We start from the raw sequence: 17,537 nt of genomic DNA on the forward strand, positions 1-17,537 counted from the left end.
CATCGATGACATCAACAGCACAGCCGGATCCCCGCTTTAGGAGCCTGCGTAAGCCCACGTTCGACCAAGAGCGCGCCGAGGCAGCGATCCGTGAGCTGCTGTACGCGGTCGGCGAGGACCCGGACCGTCACGGCCTCGAGGACACCCCGGCCCGGGTCGCGCGCACCTACCAAGAGATGTTCGCCGGGCTCTACACCGACCCGGACAGCGTGCTGGACACCACGTTCGACGAACAGCACGACGAGCTGGTCATGGTCAAGGAGATCCCGCTGTATTCCACCTGTGAGCACCACCTGGTGTCGTTTCACGGCGTGGCGCACGTGGGTTACATCCCCGGCCATGACGGCCGGGTCACCGGTTTGTCCAAGATCGCTCGATTGGTTGACCTGTACGCCAAGCGGCCGCAAGTGCAAGAGCGGCTCACCGCTCAGATCGCCGACGCCCTGATGCGCAAGCTCGATCCCCGCGGAGTCATCGTCGTGGTGGAAGCCGAGCACCTGTGCATGTCGATGCGCGGCGTCCGTAAGCCCGGCGCGATTACCACGACGTCGGCGGTGCGCGGCCAGTTCAAGACCAATCAGGCATCTCGAGCTGAAGCGCTCGAGCTCATCCTGCGCAAGTGAGCACGATCCGCGTCCAGGTCATCGGAGTGGTGAACGCCACCGACGATTCGTTCTCGGACGGCGGACGTTACCTGAACGTCGACAGCGCCGTCGAGCACGGCCTGGCGTTGGCCGCCGACGGCGCGGTCATCATCGATGTGGGGGGTGAGTCGACCCGGCCCGGCGCGGTGCGCATCGACACGCACGTCGAGACCGCTCGCGTCGTACCCGTGATCAAAGCCCTTGCCGCAGAAGGCGTTACAGTCAGCATCGACACCATGCACGCCGACGTGGCACGTGCCGCACTGGATAACGGCGCGCAGATCGTCAACGACGTGTCCGGCGGGCGGGCCGATCCGGCGATGGCCCCACTGCTGGCCGAGGCCGGTGTGCCTTGGGTGCTGATGCACTGGCGATCGGTCTCGGGCGCGCGCCCGCATCAGGTGCCGCGGTACGACGACGTGGTGGGCGAGGTGCGCGCCGAGTTGCTGCAAAGCGTCGACGCAGCGGTGGCCGCCGGCGTCGACCCGGCGAAGCTGATCATCGATCCCGGACTGGGATTTGCCAAGACGGCACAACATAATTGGGCGCTGTTGCATGCGCTGCCGCAGTTAGTCGCCACCGGGATGCCGGTGCTGGTGGGCGCCTCACGCAAGCGATTCCTGGGAACGCTGCTGGCCGGTCCGGACGGGGCCGTGCGGCCACCCGACGGCCGCGAGACCGCGACCGCCGTGATCTCCGCGCTGGCTGCGCTCGACGGGGTGTGGGGCGTGCGGGTGCACGACGTGCGGGCTACCGTTGACGCGCTCAAGGTCGTGGGAGCCTGGACCGATGGCTGACCGAATCGAGTTGCGCGGCTTGACTGTTCGCGGTCGGCACGGCATCTTCGAGCATGAGCGCGCCGACGGTCAGGATTTCGTCGTGGATATCACGGTGTGGATCGACCTGGCCGACGCGGCCGCCAGCGACGACCTGGCGGACACCTATGACTATGGGCTGCTGGCTCAACGGGCAGCGGATATCGTAGCCGGGCCGGCCCGCAACCTGATCGAAACCGTTGCCGGCGAGATCGCCGAGGATGTGATGAACGACAAGCGAGTTCACGCCGTCGAAGTGACAGTGCACAAACCGCACGCCCCGATCCAGCACCCGTTCTCCGACGTGGCGGTGGTGGCGCGACGGTCAAGGCGCGGCGGCCGGGGGTCGGTGATCCCCGCCGGAGGGCTGCAATGACACGAGTCGTGCTCTCGATCGGCTCCAACCTCGGCGACCGGCTGGCCCGGCTGCAGTCGGTGCTCGACCGGCTGGGTCCGACGGTGCTGTCGGTTTCCCCGGTATACGAGACTGCGGCGTGGGGCGGTGTGGAGCAGGGACCGTTTCTCAACGCGGTGCTGATCGCCGAAGAGGCGACGCTCGACGCGCACGGCTGGCTGCGCCGCGCCCAAGAGATGGAGCAGGCGGCTGACCGGGTGCGGGGCCAGCGTTGGGGTCCGCGCACCCTCGACGTCGATCTGATCAGCGGCTACGACGACGGCACCGAGCTGTTCTCCCGCGACAACGGACTGACCCTGCCGCACCCGCTGGCGCATCTGCGGGCCTTCGTGTTGGTGCCCTGGCTGGCGATCGATCCCGACGCCGAGCTGACGGTCACTGGCCAGCGTCGACTCGTCGCAAAGCTGCTGGCCGAACTGGACCCGGCCGACCGCGCAGGTGTCCGCAAGACCGAACTGACGCTCCATCCGTCGGGAAGCTGATGGGGCCCACCCGCAAGCGTCACCTGACTGCCGCGGCCGTCGGCGCTGCGATTGTCGGATACCTGCTGGTGGTGCTGCTATATCGGTGGTTCCCGCCGATCACGGTGTGGACAGGGCTCTCGCTGCTCGCGGTCGCGGTCGCCGAGGCGTTGTGGGGGCGCTACGTGCGGGCCAAGATCGACGACGGCGAGATCGGCGACGGGCCCGGCTGGCTGCACCCGCTCGCGGTGGCACGCAGCCTGGTGGTCGCCAAGGCCTCGGCCTGGGTCGGCGCGCTGGTGCTGGGTTGGTGGCTGGGTGTGCTGGCCTACCTGCTGCCGCGACGGTCGTGGCTTCGGGTGGCCGGGGAGGACACGGCGGGCACGGCGGTGGCTGCCGTCAGCGCGCTGGCTCTGGTGATTGCCGCGCTCTGGCTACAACATTGCTGCAAGTCGCCCGGCGAGCCGACCGAGGGCGGCGAGGGGGCGAGCGGTTAGCCCCCGCAGTTGCCGGGCGATTAGCCCAGGTGAGAATCGCCGGACTGCGACGACACGCGGATTGACCTCGGCCCGGTACTCTCAGGCCCATGACCGTTCTGTCCCGCGGCGCCCGGGTCCGGCGCGGCGGCCGCAGGCCGGGTTGGCTGCTCTTGACGGCGTTGCTGGTTCTCGCCATCGCGGCCAGTTCCGCACTGGTTTTCACCAACCGGGTGGAGCTCCTCAAGCTAGCAGTGATTCTGGCGCTGTGGGCCGCCGTCGTCGCCGCCTTCGTGTCGGTGATCTATCGCCGGCAAAGCGACGTGGACCAGGCGCGGGTGCGGGACCTGAAGTTGGTCTATGACTTGCAGTTGGACCGGGAGATTTCAGCGCGCCGCGAATACGAGCTCACGGTCGAGTCCCAACTGCGTCGCGAACTCGCCTCCGAGCTGCGTGCGCAGGCCGCCGACGAATTGGCGGCACTGCGGGCCGAGTTGTCCGCGCTGCGCACCAACCTGGAGATATTGTTCGACACCGATTTGAACCACCGGCCGGCGCTGGAAACAGAGCGCGGCAGCGTGCGGGGCTACAGCGAGTGGGACCGGGAGACCGAAAGCCCACGGGAACGGATCAACCGGGTCGCCTCGGTCCGGGCGGAGGAGGCGTCCCGCCGGTCCGATGACAGCTCGATCATCGACGTACCCGAGGAACCGCTGGTGCCGCCGCCGCGGCACGACTACCAGGACCCATACCGTCCCCCGTTTGAGCCCGCTTCCCCCTACCGCGGGGCGCAGTGGCCGCAACCAGAGCGCCAAGCACCGGCCGACCAATCGTCGCCGCCGCCACCCAGTGCCTGGGCTCCGCAAGAGCGCTACGAGGCCGAACCGCCGCCGTACATCCGGCCGCGGCATGAGGCGTCGGCACCGCCGCCGCCCGAGCCGCGATACGAGCCTGCGCCACCTCCGACACCGCCACCCCCGACACCGCCACCTCCGACACCGCCACCGCCGGCCTCCGACTGGCAGCCGGTCAGCTCCGCAAGGCAATGGCAACCACCGGAATCGCCGGGCAGCAGTTGGGTTGCCGGCACCGGGGTCCCCAGCAGCGCGCCCGAGGACACTGCGACGGCGGCCCGCGAGCCCACACTGGCGACCCCGCCGCCTGCCGAGCGACGCGGCCGACACGCCACGCCAGCCGAGCCGACGCCTGCCGCCGGCGCTGAAAGCGGCTGGCGAGCTGACGAATCCGGTGGCCGGCGGGCCCGCCATGCCGCGGAATCCACGGCGGAGCCGCCGCCGCAACCACCGCACACAGCCCCGGTCATGTCGTCACCGCCGCAGCCGGCGGCCCGGCACCGCAGCGACGACACGTCGGATCCGTCTGCTCCGCCGAGCGGCAGTCAGTCCGTCGCCGAACTGCTGGCCCGGCTGCAGGCCACCCCAACCCCGGGCGGTCGGCGCCGGCGTCGCGAGGACTGACCGTGGCGCAGGCCACGTCGCGGCCGAGATCATCACCGGGGTAAAGTCTTGGTGACCGTCCGGTACCCGCAACGCGGGACTGGAACGAACTAAGAAACTTGCGAGGGTCGTCTGCGATGGTGCAGCTCGACGGATTGCGCCCGGCCCGGCTCAAGGTGGGAATCATCTCCGCCGGCCGGGTAGGCACCGCCTTGGGCGCCGCCTTGGAGCACGTCGACCACGTCGTCGTGGCGTGCAGCGCCGTTTCCGAAGCATCGCGCCGGCGCGCGCAGCGGTGGCTGCCCGACACCCCGGTAGCGCCCGTTGACGACGTTGCCGGCAGCGCCGAGTTGCTCATTCTGGCGGTGCCGGACGCCGAGTTGGGCGGGCTGGTTTCGGGTTTGGCCGCCATCTCGGCGGTGCGGCCCGGGACCATCGTGGCCCACACATCGGGAGCCAACGGTATCGGTGTGCTGGCGCCGCTGACCGGCCAGGACTGCGTACCGCTGGCCATTCACCCGGCGATGACCTTCACCGGATCCGACGAGGACGTCGCCCGTCTGGCGGACACCGCTTTCGGGATCACGGCCGCCGACGAAGTTGGCTACACCATTGCCGAGTCGCTGGTGCTGGAAATCGGCGGCGCACCGTTCCGGGTCCGCGAAGAGGCCCGCATGCTCTATCACGCCGCGTTGGCGCACGGCAGCAATCACCTCGTCACCGTGCTCGTTGATGCGCTGGAGGCCCTGCGGGCGGCGTTGCCCGGGGAACTCGGAGTCGACGACCCCGACGGAATCGCCGAACGCGTCCTTGGACCGCTGGCCCGCGCGGCCCTCGACAACACTCTGCAACGGGGGCAGGCCGCGCTCACCGGCCCGATAGCACGCGGCGACGCCGACGTCGTCGCGGCCCACTTGGCCGCGCTGACGGCGGTGGATCCGGCGCTGGCCCAGGCCTACCGGGTGAACGCGCTGCGCACCGCCGAGCGCGCCGACAGCCCTGCCGAGATGTTCGAGGTGTTGACGCGATGAGCATCAACACGGCGCCGACGTTTAAGGCCGGCGAGCTCAACGTGTACTCCTTACCCGGTGACGTCGCCGCCGTCAGCCGTGCCCTGCGGCACACCGGGCGGCGGGTAATGCTGGTGCCCACCATGGGGGCACTGCACGACGGGCACCTGGCCCTGATCCGTGCCGCCAAACGGGTGCCCGGTTCGGTGGTCGTGGTGTCGATTTTCGTCAACCCCTTGCAATTCGGCGCGAACGAGGACTTCGACGCCTATCCCCGCACCCTGGAAGCCGACTTGGCCTTGCTGCGTGGCGAAGCAGTGGAGGTGGCGTTCACCCCGACGGCCGCTGCGATGTACCCCGACGGGCCGCGCACCGCCGTCCACCCCGGTCCGCTCGGATCCGCACTGGAAGGCGCGGCCCGGCCCACGCATTTCGGCGGCATGCTGACCGTCGTGCTGAAATTGCTGCAGATCGTGCGGCCCGACCGGATCTTCTTCGGCGAGAAGGACTATCAGCAACTTGTCCTGGTGCGCCAGATGGTCGCCGACCTCAACGTCGACGTGCAGGTGATCGGTGTGCCGATCGTGCGCGAAACCGACGGCCTGGCACTGTCTTCGCGGAATCGCTACCTCGACCCACAGCAGCGGGAACTGGCCGGCATGCTGTGGGCGGCGCTGTTGGCCGGCATGCGCGCCGCACCGGCCGGTGCGGACGCCGCACTTCAGGCGGCCCGCGAGGTGCTCGCGGCGATACCCGCGATCGAGGTCGACTATCTGGAGGTGCGCAACCCGGCATTGGGGCCTGCGCCCGCCAGCGGCCCCGCCCGACTGTTGGTCGCGGCCCGACTCGGGACTACCAGACTGCTCGACAACGTCGCAATCGAAATCGGAACTGCCGTCGGAGTCGACGGGCGGGAGCCCGCTGTGTCGACCGGATATGAATCAGGTTGGAGGAATTGATGCTACGGACAATGCTCAAGTCGAAAATTCACCGGGCGACCGTCACGCAGGCCGACCTGCACTACGTCGGCTCGGTGACCATCGACGCCGACCTGATGGACGCTGCCGACCTGCTCGAGGGCGAACAGGTGACCATCGTCGACATCGACAACGGCGCCCGGCTTGTCACTTACGCGATCACCGGCGAGCGGGGTAGCGGTGTGATCGGAATCAACGGGGCCGCAGCACATCTCGTTCACCCCGGCGACCTGGTGATCCTAATCGCCTACGCGACCATGGATGACACCGAAGCACGCAGTTACCAGCCGCGGATCGTCTTTGTCGACGCCGACAACCGTCCGATCGACCTGGGTCACGATCCCGCCTTCGTGCCCGACGATGCCGGCGAACTTCTCTCCCCCCGATAATCGTGCTTCTCGCAATCGACGTACGCAACACGCACACCGTCGTCGGGCTGCTGTCCGGGGCTAAGGAGCACGCGAAGGTGGTGCAGCAGTGGCGGATCCGCACCGAAGCCGAAGTCACTGCCGACGAACTGGCACTGACGATCGACGGCCTGATTGGTGATGACTCCGAGCGACTCACCGGCGCAGCGGCGCTGTCGACCGTTCCATCGGTGCTGCACGAGGTTCGGGTGATGTTGGAGCAGTACTGGCCGTCGGTTCCGCATGTGCTGATCGAACCCGGCGTGCGCACCGGCATCCCGCTGCTCGTCGACAACCCGAAAGAGGTGGGTGCCGACCGAATCGTCAACTGCCTGGCAGCTTTTCACAAGTACGGAAAGGCGGCGATCGTCATCGACTTCGGGTCGTCGATCTGCGTGGACGTGGTGTCGGCAAAAGGAGAGTTCCTCGGCGGCGCCATCGCACCCGGTGTACAGGTTTCCTCCGATGCCGCGGCAGCCCGGTCGGCCGCGTTACGGCGAGTCGAGCTGACCCGACCCCGCTCGGTGGTCGGCAAGAACACCGTCGAGTGCATGCAGGCCGGCGCGGTGTTCGGGTTCGCTGGCCTGGTCGACGGGCTGGTGCAGCGGATCCGCGAGGACGTAGACGGCTTCGGCGGCACCGACGCCGTGGTGGTGGCCACCGGGCACACCGCTCCCCTGCTGCTGGCCGAATTGGACTCCGTCGACCACTACGACCAGCACCTGACCCTGCACGGGCTGCGGCTGGTGTTCGAACGCAACCGCGACAGCCAGCGCGGGCGGCTCAAGACGGCCCGCTGACGGGCTGATTTAAGCTGGCACGTCGTGAGCTCCGACGATCGCGACATCCCCGAGCAGTTTCGGATCCGTCGGGACAAGCGCGCCCGGTTGTTCGCCGAGGGCCGCGATCCCTATCCGGTCGCCGTCGAACGCACTCACACGCTGGCGCAGATCCGCGCCGCCTACCCCGATCTGCCTGCCGACGCGACCACCGGTGAAATCGTGGGCGTCGCCGGCCGGGTGATTTTCATCCGCAATTCCGGGAAATTGTGTTTCGCAACACTGCAGGACGGCGATGGCACCAATTTGCAGGCGATGATCAGCCTGGCCGGCGTGGGACAGGAAGCGCTGGACGCCTGGAAGGCCGATGTCGATATCGGCGACATCGTCTTCGTGCACGGCGAGGTCATCAGCTCACGCCGCGGCGAGCTGTCCGTTCTCGGTGATTCCTGGCAGATGGCGTCCAAGGCGTTACGCCCGCTGCCGGTCGCGCACAAGGAGATGAATGAAGAGTCGCGGGTCCGGCAGCGCTACGTCGACCTGATCGTCCGGCCGCAGGCCCGCAGCGTCGCCCGGCAGCGAATTGCGGTTGTCCGCGCATTACGCTCGGCGCTCGAGCAGCGCGGGTTTCTCGAGGTGGAAACGCCGATGTTGCAGACATTGGCCGGCGGTGCGGCCGCGCGGCCGTTTGTGACCCATTCCAATGCGCTCGACATCGATCTGTACCTTCGGATCGCCCCGGAACTGTTCTTGAAGCGCTGCGTGGTGGGCGGGTTTGACAAGGTCTTCGAACTAAATCGGGTGTTCCGAAACGAAGGCGCCGATTCCACCCATTCGCCGGAATTCTCAATGCTCGAGACCTACCAGACATATGGAACCTATGAAGATTCGGCTGTTGTCACCCGTGAGCTCATTCAACAGGTAGCCGATGAGGCGATCGGCACTCGGCAACTTCCGTTCCCTGACGGCAGTGTCTATGACATCGACGGAGAATGGGCCTCGATTCAAATGTATCCTTCGTTATCCGAGGCCGTTGGCGAAGAGATTACGCCTGAGACTACCGTGGAGCGTTTGCGTGGTATCGCCGACGGGCTCGGCCTCGAGGTTCCCACCGACCGTGGCTACGGGCACGGCAAACTCGTCGAAGAACTGTGGGAGCATACGGTCGGCGCCCGGTTGACCGCGCCCACCTTTGTCTGCGATTTCCCCGTGGAAACAACGCCTTTGACCCGGCAGCATCGCACCACCCCTGGCGTCACCGAGAAGTGGGACCTTTACCTGCGCGGCGTCGAGCTGGCCACCGGATACTCCGAGTTGATCGACCCGATCGTGCAACGGGAGAGATTCGCCGCCCAAGCGCGTGCGGCCGCGGCCGGCGATGACGAAGCTATGGCGATTGATGAGGATTTTCTGGCTGCGCTGGAGTACGGTATGCCGCCTTGCACGGGAACTGGAATGGGTATCGATAGACTGCTGATGGCTTTGACTGGACTGTCAATTAGAGAGACAGTTTTGTTTCCGATTGTTCGCCCGCATGGCAACTGAACTGTGCGATGCTGACGCTATTGAATACCATGCGTTCATATGGCACATTGGTGTCACCGGGTTGCAAACTTCTTGCACGGCTTGCACACAAAATCCACAGTGCACGGAAAGAGACGGGTGAGTAATGGCGAAGAAAGTGACCGTCACCTTGGTCGACGATTTCGACGGTGAAGGCGCCGCCGACGAAACGGTCGAATTCGGACTCGACGGGGTGACCTATGAGATCGACCTTTCGACCAAGAACGCTACAAAACTGCGCAACGACATGAAGAAGTGGGTCGACGCCGGCCGCCGAGTCGGTGGTCGCCGTCGAGGTCGTTCCGCCGGCCGCGGTCGCGGCACCATCGACCGCGAGCAAAGTGCGGCGATCCGGGAGTGGGCGCGTCGCAATGGCCACAATGTGTCCACACGCGGCCGTATCCCCGCCGACATCATCGACGCATTCCACGCCGCCACCTGACAGTTCGGAGCACGTTCGCTGGTGGCGAACTGATCATCCGTCCATCCCGGGAAACGTTTCACCAATATTCCGCGTTGCCGTATTACGGCTGCGTGAGCACCGGGCATGTTGATTGTGGTAACGACCGCAAGGTAGGAAGCCCGGCCGGCCGCCCATTACAGTGGATGGCAGGTACGCGGTGTTGGCTTTACGTGCCGATGCGAGTCGGAGTACCGATGTGAGGGAGAGCAGGTAACCGCCGATGTTCGAGAGATTTACGGACCGTGCCCGCAGGGTCGTCGTCCTGGCGCAAGAAGAGGCCCGGATGCTCAACCACAACTACATCGGCACGGAGCACATCCTGCTGGGGCTCATCCACGAAGGCGAGGGCGTAGCCGCAAAGTCGCTGGAGTCGCTGGGCATCTCGTTGGAGGGTGTCCGCAGCCAGGTCGAGGAGATCATCGGCCAGGGCCAGCAGGCGCCGTCGGGCCACATCCCGTTCACCCCGCGTGCCAAGAAAGTTCTCGAGCTGAGCCTGCGCGAGGCGCTGCAGCTCGGCCACAACTACATCGGCACCGAGCACATCTTGCTGGGCCTGATCCGCGAGGGTGAGGGCGTGGCGGCACAGGTGCTGGTCAAGCTGGGCGCCGAGCTGACCCGGGTGCGCCAGCAGGTGATCCAGCTGCTGAGCGGCTACCAGGGCAAAGAAGCTGCCGAGGCCGGCACCGGTGGGCGGGGCGGAGAGTCCGGCTCCCCGTCTACGTCGTTGGTGCTCGACCAATTCGGCCGCAACCTCACCGCCGCGGCGATGGAGGGCAAGCTGGACCCGGTCATCGGCCGCGAGAAAGAAATCGAGCGGGTGATGCAGGTCCTGAGCCGGCGCACCAAGAACAACCCGGTGCTGATCGGCGAGCCCGGCGTCGGCAAGACCGCCGTCGTCGAGGGCTTGGCGCAGGCCATCGTGCACGGCGAGGTCCCCGAGACGCTGAAGGACAAGCAGCTTTACACCCTCGACTTGGGATCACTGGTCGCGGGCAGCCGTTACCGCGGTGACTTCGAGGAGCGCCTGAAGAAGGTGCTCAAGGAGATCAACACCCGCGGCGACATCATCTTGTTCATCGACGAGCTGCACACGCTGGTCGGGGCGGGCGCCGCCGAGGGCGCGATCGACGCTGCCTCGATCCTCAAGCCGAAGCTGGCTCGTGGTGAGCTGCAGACCATCGGCGCCACCACGCTCGACGAGTACCGCAAGTACATCGAGAAGGACGCCGCCCTGGAGCGCCGGTTCCAGCCGGTTCAGGTCGGGGAGCCGACGGTGGAGCACACCATCGAGATCCTCAAGGGTCTGCGAGACCGCTACGAGGCCCACCACCGGGTGTCCATCAGCGACGACGCGATCGTCGCCGCGGCCACGCTGGCCGACCGCTACATCAACGACCGGTTCCTGCCGGACAAGGCGATTGACCTGATCGACGAGGCGGGCGCGCGGATGCGGATCCGCCGGATGACCGCGCCGCCAGACCTGCGCGAGTTCGACGAGAAAATCGCCGAGGCGCGCCGCGAGAAGGAGTCCGCGATCGACGCGCAGGACTTCGAGAAGGCGGCCAGCCTGCGCGACCGCGAGAAGCAACTCGTCGCACGGCGGGCCGAGCGCGAAAAGCAATGGCGTTCAGGTGATCTCGACGTGGTCGCCGAGGTCGACGACGAGCAGATCGCTGAGGTGCTGGGCAACTGGACCGGTATCCCGGTGTTCAAGCTCACCGAAGCGGAGACCACCCGGCTGCTGCGCATGGAGGAAGAGATCCACAAGCGCATCATCGGCCAGGAGGACGCGGTCAAGGCCGTCTCCAAGGCGATTCGCCGCACCCGCGCCGGGCTGAAGGACCCCAAGCGCCCGTCCGGCTCGTTCATCTTCGCCGGCCCGTCCGGCGTCGGTAAGACCGAGCTGTCCAAGGCGTTGGCGGAGTTCCTGTTCGGGGACGACGACGCGCTCATCCAGATCGACATGGGCGAGTTCCACGACCGGTTCACCGCGTCGCGGCTGTTCGGCGCCCCGCCGGGATACGTCGGCTACGAGGAGGGCGGCCAGCTCACCGAGAAGGTCCGGCGCAAGCCGTTCTCGGTGGTGTTGTTCGACGAGATCGAGAAGGCCCACCAGGAGATCTACAACAGCCTGTTGCAGGTGCTCGAGGACGGGCGGCTGACCGACGGGCAGGGCCGCACGGTCGACTTCAAGAACACCGTGCTGATCTTCACGTCCAACCTCGGTACCGCCGACATCTCCAAGGCGGTTGGCCTGGGCTTCTCCCAGGGCGGCGGGGAGAACAACTACGAGCGGATGAAGCAGAAGGTCAACGACGAGCTCAAGAAGCACTTCCGCCCGGAGTTCCTCAACCGCATCGACGACATCATCGTCTTCCACCAGCTGACTCGCGAAGAGATCATCCGGATGGTCGAGCTGATGATCGGCCGGGTCGACAAGCAGCTCAAGAGCAAGGACATGGCGCTGGTGCTCACCGACAAGGCCAAGTCGCTGCTGGCCAAGCGCGGCTTCGACCCGGTGCTGGGTGCCCGCCCGTTGCGGCGCACCATCCAGCGCGAGATCGAGGACGCTTTGAGCGAGAAGATCCTCTTCGAGGAGGTCGGGCCGGGCCAGATCGTCACCGTCGATGTGGACAACTGGGACGGTGAGGGCGCCGGCGAGGACGCGGTGTTCACCTTCACCGGCGCCCGCAAGCCGGCCGAGCCGGTCGAGGCGGATCTGGCCAAGGCCGGAGCGCACAGCGCTGAGAGCGCAAGCTCTCAATAGCCCTCTCAGTAGCCTGGGTCCGCAGCGCAGCTGCCGACACCCCTACTCGGGATAGGTGTCGGCAGTTGCGCTTTCGCGGCGATGGGTGCGGCCCCAGCGTGTCTCGACGCCGGCCAGCTTCCAGTAGGCGATCGCGGCCAGCCAGGTGATGGCGAACAGGCCGACGATCCCCAGACCGGCGCTGTTGAGGTTGATGCCGCTGACCCATGTGGTCACGGGGTCATCCCACTTGAGGTCGTCGTGCAGGATTGTCACCAGTTCGATGGATCCGATCAGGAAAGCGACGGCGATCGACAACCCGGTGACGGTGAGGTTGTAGTAGATCTTGCGGACCGGCTGCATAAACGCCCAGTCGTAGGCTGCCGTCATCAGCAGGCCGTCCATGGTGTCCATCAGGCTCATGCCGGCCGCGAACAGCACCGGCAGCACCAGCACGGCGTACCACGGCAGACCGGCGGCTGCCCCGGTGCCGGCCAATGCCAGCAACGCGATTTCGGTGGCGGTGTCGAACCCGAGGCCGAACAGCAACCCGACGGGGTAGATCTGCATCGGGCGCTTGATGCGGTTCATGAACGGCCGCAGCAGCCGTGCCAGAAAACCACGGTCATCGAGCGCCGCTTCGAGTTCGTCATCGGAGTAGGTCCCGCGCCGAAGTTTGTTGAACGCCCTGGTGATCCCCACCATCGCGATGATGTTCATGGCCGCGATCAGATAGAGGAACAGTGCGGAGGCCAACGTCCCGGTGAAGCCCAGCGCATGTCGGGTCGGCGAGCCGTCGTCGACCAGGGTGCCCACCGCCCGGGCCCCGACGACGACCATCACCGCCATCAGCATCACGATGGTGGAATGACCCATCGCAAACCAGAATCCAACGGATTTGGGTTTGTGACCGTCGCTCATCAGTTTGCGGGTGGTGTTGTCGATCGCGGCGATATGGTCGGCATCGAATGCGTGGCGCACGCCGAACAAGTAGGCCGTGAGACCCAGGCCGACACCGAAGACGTCGCTTCCGGTTTGATAGCGGTGCGGCGCGACGAAGACGATCAAGGTGATGAAGCCGACGAGATGTATCAGCGCGACAAAGCCCAGCAATACGCTGATTTCGATGCGGTCACGCCGGTTCCAATTCCACGACAGCCTGACACGACGAGTGGCCACCTGCGTGCTGGAAACCATGAAACCCCTTTACCGAACTAGCGTTACGCGGGTAACAGCGCGAAGACCTGCTTGGCCACCTGCAGCATCCAGCTCGTCACGCTCGGCCCGTGGTCGCGATCCCAGTTCAGCTGGAAACTGACCACCCAGGCTTGTCCCGACCGGTCGACGGCGTACCAGCTGAACGTCAAATCCCCAGGCAGCCCACCGGCTTTGGCGCCGATGTACGGCCAGTCATGCCGGTCGAGGTCAATGCCGGGGATGGCGGACATGATCTGCTTGACAGGCGCGGCGGCGCCCACTGCGCCGGTCTGCAGAGCCGCGTGCACCCGGCAGATGTCCTCGGCATTCGCGTACCATTCCGCACCGAACTCTGATGCCGGAGTATGGGCTCGAGTCGGATCAGGTTGGTACGGACGAGAATTCGCCTGCTGGAGCAACTCGGCACGGACCTGCGGTGTAGCCTGCTTCCATTGCGCACGTAGATCTGGCTGTCCCCAGGCGACCGAGAACAGCTCGTGCATGGTGGGGAACGGCGTCATGGCTGCCGGATCGTGATGACCCGTATCGGCCAAGGCGTTTTCGACAGCTCGGGTGCCGACTTTTTCGATCAGCAAGTCGGTGGCCATGTTGTCGCTGGTGGCGATCATCTTCTCGGCGGCTGTTCGAACCGAAACATGGGCTCCGACCGGTAATTCTATGCCCGAGCCGACCGCTTTGCCCTTCTCGGTGATGGTCAGCTGATCATCCCAGGACACGGTTCCTCGTTTGATCGCCTCTGCCACCGCGTAGAGCACGTACAACTTGAAAATCGAAGCCAATGGCAAGGATTGGGTGGTATTGGTTCCTGCTACCCGCTCGCAGCTTCCGTCGTTGACCTTGGCCACCTGCCATGAGTAGCGGGCGCCGGTCTTGCGCAAGGCGGCGTCGACGTCGCGCCAGGAGGAGATGGTGGGTGCATGCGTGGTGACATCGAATCCGTCCACCAGAGTGGCGTCGTCGGTGTGAATCCGGATGTGCTGCTGCGCGCCGTAAGACGTGGTGAGTTTGAGGGTGGCGGCGCCGGCGCGGATATCGACACCGGTCAGCGCGAAGGGGCGATCCCACCACAGCTGTTCCATGGTGTGCTCGACTTGCTTGACCATGTCGGGCGCGGCCAGCGTGCGGACTCCGACCGGGCCGATGGGCCAGTCCGAGTTGAGCATGTCGAGGATCTGCTGAGCGCGCAGACCGGGCGGCGTCCTGATGTCTATCCGGACACTGCTGTCCGCGGCATGCGCGGAGGGAGTCGGTGACGGGGCGCAAGCCGGGGCCAGGGCGACGACCAGCGTGGCGACAGCAGCCAGTGCCGCAACACGGAGGTCGATCCGGCCGCTACGCCTTCTGGCCGGACCCGGCAACGTCCAACACAACCTCGAACTCCAGCAGCGACGCGCCGGTCGCCACCGGGTTGGCGCGGTGGCCGGCGTGGGCTTCGATGGCCGGGCCGGTTGCCCAGGCCTGGAAGGCCTCTTCGGACTCCCACTGAGTCACCACAAAGTAGCGATCTTCGCCCTTGACCGGGCGAAGCAGCTGAAAGCCGAGAAAGCCAGGCGAGTTCTCGACTGCGTGAGCTCGGTGGGCGAACCGCTTCTCCAGCTCGGGACCGGCGTCTGCTGGCACCTCGATTGCGTTGATCTTCACCACTGGCATGTCGTCAGGCTACCGTGCGGCGCGCGGCGACGATGCGGGCGGGAAGCGCCCGAGGTGGAGCCGGGCAAGATGGACGCCCGGCGACGATGCGGGCGGGAAGCGCCCGAGGTGGAGCCGGGCAAGATGGAGACGTGCCCGACGATCTGCTCACCCTTCGCGGCGGGCGAGGCGAGCCGGTGGTGCTGGTGCATGGGCTGATGGGCCGGGGCAGCACCTGGTCGCGTCAGCTGCCCTGGCTGAGGGGCCTGGGCACGGTGTACACCTACGACGCGCCGTGGCACCGCGGCCGCGATGTCGCCGACGCGTACCCGATCAGCACCGAACGCTTCGTGGCCGACCTGCGCGACGCGGTGGCCACGCTGGGCACGCCGGCACGGCTGATCGGCCATTCCATGGGCGCACTGCACTCCTGGTGCCTGGCCGCGGAATGTCCCGAGCTGGTGTCGGCGCTGGTCATCGAGGATATGGCACCGGATTTTCGTGGCCGCACGACTGGCCCGTGGGAGCCGTGGCTGCATGCTCTGCCGGTCGAATTCGATTCTGCTGAACAAGTATTCGCTGAATTCGGCCAGGTCGCCGGGCAGTATTTCCTGGATGCGTTCGACCGCACCGCGACCGGTTGGCGACTACACGGCCATACCTCGATATGGATCGAGATCGCCGCCGAGTGGGGCACCCGCGACTACTGGCGGCAGTGGCAGGCGGTACGCGTCCCCGCATTGCTGATCGAAGCCGGCAACTCGGTCACACCCGAGGGCCAGATGCGCCGAATGCATGAAACCGGCTACCGAACAACGTATTTACTTGTGCCGGAAGCCGGCCATCTAGTTCACGACGAAGCACCCGAGGTGTATCAGGAGGCGGTGGAATCCTTCTTGGCGTCCTGACGGGTGAGCAAACCGATGCGACGCTAGCGGTCCTCTTCGCCGATTAGCGCGTAGCGACCGTCAGGCGTCCGCGTCACCAGACCGTCAGCGAGCAGCGAATCCAACGCCCGCTCGCGTTGCGCGGGATCGGTCAGCCACGCTACGTCCAACTGGGCGCTGCTGACGGGAGAATCGCTGGCGCGCAATACATCCAGCAACCGGCCGCGCGCCTGCCGATCGGTCCCGGCATAGGTTTGCGGCCGTCGGGCCGGCCCGTCGCCCGGTGGGTAACCGGCTTGCCGCCAGGCGCAGTCGGTGATCGGGCACAGCCCGCAGCGTGGTGCCCGCGCGACGCATACCGTCGCGCCCAATTCCATCAACGCGGCCGAAAACCGATGTGCAGTGCCGTTATTCGGCAAAAGGCCGGCGACGTCGGCGTGATCGCGCGCCGGTGACGGCGCACCGGCGTCGGCGCGGCCGTGCACGGCGCGAGCCACCACCCTGCGGACATTGGTGTCGACCACCGGGACCGGCTGCTGGTAGGCGAAGCAGGCCACCGCCCGCGCGGTATAGCCGCCGACCCCGGGCAGCGTGAGCAAGGTGTCGACGTCGTCGGGAACCACATCACCGTGATCGCGCGCGATCACCGTGGCGCACTCGTGCAGCCGCTTGGCCCGCCGCGGATAGCCGAGCTTGCCCCAGGCGCGCAGGACGTCGGCGGCGCTTGCTGCTGCGGTTGCCGACGGTGTGGGCCAGCGCGCCACCCAGTCCGTCCATATCGGCAGCACCCTGGACACCGGCGTCTGCTGCAGCATGAACTCGCTGACCAAGATCTGCCATGGGCTCACCCCGGGTTCCCGCCACGGCAGGTCGCGACGCGATCGGTCGTACCAGCTGAGCAGTTCTGCCGCGCGCACGGTCATCAGGTGCGGCACAATGTGCGCCATGCCCAGTGGCAGTCCCGAAAGTGCGTGGAAGGCACTCAAAGAGGGTAACGAGCGGTTCGTCGCCGGCCGGCCCGAACACCCCAGCCAGAGTGTCGATCACCGCGCCGGCCTGGCCACTTCGCAGAAGCCGACCGCAGTGGTGTTTGGCTGCGGGGACAGTCGGGTGGCCGCCGAGATCATCTTCGACCAGGGTTTGGGCGACATGTTCGTGGTCCGTACGGCGGGACATGTCATCGACTCAGCGGTGCTGGGCTCCATCGAGTACGCGGTGACGGTGCTCGAGGTGCCGCTGGTGGTGGTCTTGGGCCACGACAGCTGCGGCGCGGTCCAGGCGACGCTGGCCGCACTCGACGACGGCGTCCTGCCCGGCGGATACGTGCGCGACCTGGTCGAGCGGGTCACGCCGTCGATTTTGTTGGGCCGGCGCGAGGGCTTGACCCGGGTGGACGAGTTCGAGGCGCGGCACGTCGTGGAAACGGGCGCTCAGCTGGTGATGCGTTCCGCGGCCATTTCCGAGCGGCTGACCGCTGGAAAGCTCGCGATCGTCGGTGTCACCTACCGCCTTGCCGACGGGCAAGTGGTGTTGCGCGATCACATCGGCAACGTCGGAGACGAGCCCGCGGCCTGAATTCAGGGTCGCCGC

At 66.6% G+C, this 17,537-nt stretch carries 18 protein-coding genes and 1 pseudogene; 15 read left to right on the forward strand and 4 right to left on the reverse strand.

Translation table 11 applies throughout. The features are described 5' to 3' along the window. Positions 1–5: 5 nt before the first annotated feature. From folE to clpC1, 13 genes and pseudogenes are all read left to right on the forward strand, one after another. Positions 6–623 carry a GTP cyclohydrolase I FolE gene (gene folE, locus MSP7336_RS07600; protein ID WP_069394737.1) on the forward strand — a complete coding sequence of 206 codons (618 nt, stop codon included), beginning with the start codon at positions 6–8 and terminating at the stop codon, positions 621–623. Then, positions 620–1,460 (forward strand): annotated as a pseudogene (gene folP, locus MSP7336_RS07605) (dihydropteroate synthase); the annotation flags it as partial. The gene folE and the pseudogene folP, both read left to right, overlap by 4 nt. Beyond that, on the forward strand, positions 1,461–1,835 hold the full coding sequence (folB, locus tag MSP7336_RS07610; protein ID WP_415858487.1) for a dihydroneopterin aldolase: 375 nt from the start codon (positions 1,461–1,463) through the stop codon (positions 1,833–1,835). Next, positions 1,832–2,356, forward strand: a complete 525-nt coding sequence (gene folK / locus MSP7336_RS07615) for a 2-amino-4-hydroxy-6-hydroxymethyldihydropteridine diphosphokinase (RefSeq protein ID WP_069394739.1) — start codon at positions 1,832–1,834, stop codon at positions 2,354–2,356. The genes folB and folK overlap by 4 nt, the downstream gene beginning before the upstream one ends. Next, positions 2,356–2,832 (forward strand): DUF3180 domain-containing protein, encoded by a 477-nt coding sequence (locus MSP7336_RS07620; protein ID WP_069394740.1) that lies wholly within the window; start codon positions 2,356–2,358, stop codon positions 2,830–2,832. Before folK ends, MSP7336_RS07620 begins: the two co-directional genes overlap by 1 nt. A gap of 89 nt (positions 2,833–2,921) precedes the next feature. Beyond that, complete coding sequence (locus MSP7336_RS07625; RefSeq protein WP_069394741.1) at positions 2,922–4,289, forward strand: DUF6779 domain-containing protein; 1,368 nt, start codon at positions 2,922–2,924, stop codon at positions 4,287–4,289. Between the two features lie 116 nt (positions 4,290–4,405). Beyond that, complete coding sequence (locus MSP7336_RS07630) at positions 4,406–5,299, forward strand: Rossmann-like and DUF2520 domain-containing protein (RefSeq protein ID WP_069394742.1); 894 nt, start codon at positions 4,406–4,408, stop codon at positions 5,297–5,299. Further along, entirely contained in the window at positions 5,296–6,237 is a 942-nt protein-coding gene (panC, locus tag MSP7336_RS07635) for a pantoate--beta-alanine ligase (protein WP_113963425.1), read from the forward strand. The genes MSP7336_RS07630 and panC overlap by 4 nt, the downstream gene beginning before the upstream one ends. Then, complete coding sequence (panD, locus tag MSP7336_RS07640; protein ID WP_069394744.1) at positions 6,237–6,644, forward strand: aspartate 1-decarboxylase; 408 nt, start codon at positions 6,237–6,239, stop codon at positions 6,642–6,644. The genes panC and panD overlap by 1 nt, the downstream gene beginning before the upstream one ends. Before the next feature lie 2 nt (positions 6,645–6,646). After that, positions 6,647–7,462, forward strand: coding sequence for a type III pantothenate kinase (locus tag MSP7336_RS07645; RefSeq protein WP_069394745.1), 816 nt, complete (start codon positions 6,647–6,649; stop codon positions 7,460–7,462). Positions 7,463–7,486: 24 nt separating this feature from the next. Further along, positions 7,487–8,986: a lysine--tRNA ligase gene (gene lysS / locus MSP7336_RS07650; RefSeq protein ID WP_069394746.1), complete on the forward strand. Its 1,500-nt coding sequence runs from the start codon at positions 7,487–7,489 to the stop codon at positions 8,984–8,986. A gap of 124 nt (positions 8,987–9,110) precedes the next feature. Beyond that, positions 9,111–9,446: a histone-like nucleoid-structuring protein Lsr2 gene (gene lsr2 / locus MSP7336_RS07655; protein WP_069394747.1), complete on the forward strand. Its 336-nt coding sequence runs from the start codon at positions 9,111–9,113 to the stop codon at positions 9,444–9,446. 241 nt (positions 9,447–9,687) lie between these two features. Then, on the forward strand, positions 9,688–12,234 hold the full coding sequence (gene clpC1 / locus MSP7336_RS07660) for an ATP-dependent protease ATP-binding subunit ClpC (protein ID WP_069394748.1): 2,547 nt from the start codon (positions 9,688–9,690) through the stop codon (positions 12,232–12,234). Positions 12,235–12,276: 42 nt separating this feature from the next. Here clpC1 and nicT read toward each other — a convergent pair whose 3' ends face one another. Genes nicT through mhuD form a run of 3 tightly spaced genes read right to left on the reverse strand, consistent with a single transcriptional unit; the run spans position 12,277 to position 15,081 of the window. Continuing rightward, entirely contained in the window at positions 12,277–13,410 is a 1,134-nt protein-coding gene (gene nicT / locus MSP7336_RS07665; RefSeq protein ID WP_069394749.1) for a Nickel transporter NicT, read from the reverse strand. A gap of 23 nt (positions 13,411–13,433) precedes the next feature. After that, positions 13,434–14,789: a serine hydrolase gene (locus tag MSP7336_RS07670; protein ID WP_069394750.1), complete on the reverse strand. Its 1,356-nt coding sequence runs from the start codon at positions 14,787–14,789 to the stop codon at positions 13,434–13,436. After that, positions 14,764–15,081, reverse strand: a complete 318-nt coding sequence (mhuD, locus tag MSP7336_RS07675) for a mycobilin-forming heme oxygenase MhuD (RefSeq protein WP_069394751.1) — start codon at positions 15,079–15,081, stop codon at positions 14,764–14,766. The genes MSP7336_RS07670 and mhuD overlap by 26 nt, the downstream gene beginning before the upstream one ends. 86 nt (positions 15,082–15,167) lie before the next feature. Between mhuD and MSP7336_RS07680 the strand changes: the two genes are divergently transcribed. Then, positions 15,168–15,968 (forward strand): alpha/beta fold hydrolase, encoded by an 801-nt coding sequence (locus MSP7336_RS07680; protein WP_113963426.1) that lies wholly within the window; start codon positions 15,168–15,170, stop codon positions 15,966–15,968. Positions 15,969–15,991: 23 nt separating this feature from the next. On the opposite strand, the gene MSP7336_RS07685 is transcribed toward MSP7336_RS07680, so the two are convergent. After that, positions 15,992–16,894, reverse strand: a complete 903-nt coding sequence (locus tag MSP7336_RS07685) for an HhH-GPD family protein (RefSeq protein WP_069394753.1) — start codon at positions 16,892–16,894, stop codon at positions 15,992–15,994. Between MSP7336_RS07685 and MSP7336_RS07690 the strand changes: the two genes are divergently transcribed. Next, on the forward strand, positions 16,893–17,522 hold the full coding sequence (locus MSP7336_RS07690; RefSeq protein ID WP_069394754.1) for a carbonic anhydrase: 630 nt from the start codon (positions 16,893–16,895) through the stop codon (positions 17,520–17,522). The genes MSP7336_RS07685 and MSP7336_RS07690 overlap by 2 nt on opposite strands. Positions 17,523–17,537 lie beyond the last annotated feature (15 nt).

The sequence above is a fragment of the Mycobacterium shimoidei genome, from assembly GCF_900417275.1.
GTDB lineage: Bacteria > Actinomycetota > Actinomycetes > Mycobacteriales > Mycobacteriaceae > Mycobacterium > Mycobacterium shimoidei.

Coding starts and splice junctions, on each gene's coding strand:
- MSP7336_RS07620 (WP_069394740.1), top strand. CDS start 2,356: ATGGGGCCCACCCGCAAGCGTCACCTGACTGCCGCGGCCGTCGGCGCT.
- panC (WP_113963425.1), top strand. CDS start 5,296: ATGAGCATCAACACGGCGCCGACGTTTAAGGCCGGCGAGCTCAACGTG.
- folE (WP_069394737.1), top strand. CDS start 6: ATGACATCAACAGCACAGCCGGATCCCCGCTTTAGGAGCCTGCGTAAG.
- MSP7336_RS07625 (WP_069394741.1), top strand. CDS start 2,922: ATGACCGTTCTGTCCCGCGGCGCCCGGGTCCGGCGCGGCGGCCGCAGG.
- MSP7336_RS07685 (WP_069394753.1), bottom strand. CDS start 16,894: ATGGCGCACATTGTGCCGCACCTGATGACCGTGCGCGCGGCAGAACTG.
- nicT (WP_069394749.1), bottom strand. CDS start 13,410: ATGGTTTCCAGCACGCAGGTGGCCACTCGTCGTGTCAGGCTGTCGTGG.
- panD (WP_069394744.1), top strand. CDS start 6,237: ATGCTACGGACAATGCTCAAGTCGAAAATTCACCGGGCGACCGTCACG.
- lsr2 (WP_069394747.1), top strand. CDS start 9,111: ATGGCGAAGAAAGTGACCGTCACCTTGGTCGACGATTTCGACGGTGAA.
- MSP7336_RS07680 (WP_113963426.1), top strand. CDS start 15,168: ATGCGGGCGGGAAGCGCCCGAGGTGGAGCCGGGCAAGATGGAGACGTG.
- MSP7336_RS07630 (WP_069394742.1), top strand. CDS start 4,406: ATGGTGCAGCTCGACGGATTGCGCCCGGCCCGGCTCAAGGTGGGAATC.
- folK (WP_069394739.1), top strand. CDS start 1,832: ATGACACGAGTCGTGCTCTCGATCGGCTCCAACCTCGGCGACCGGCTG.
- mhuD (WP_069394751.1), bottom strand. CDS start 15,081: ATGCCAGTGGTGAAGATCAACGCAATCGAGGTGCCAGCAGACGCCGGT.
- MSP7336_RS07690 (WP_069394754.1), top strand. CDS start 16,893: ATGCCCAGTGGCAGTCCCGAAAGTGCGTGGAAGGCACTCAAAGAGGGT.
- clpC1 (WP_069394748.1), top strand. CDS start 9,688: ATGTTCGAGAGATTTACGGACCGTGCCCGCAGGGTCGTCGTCCTGGCG.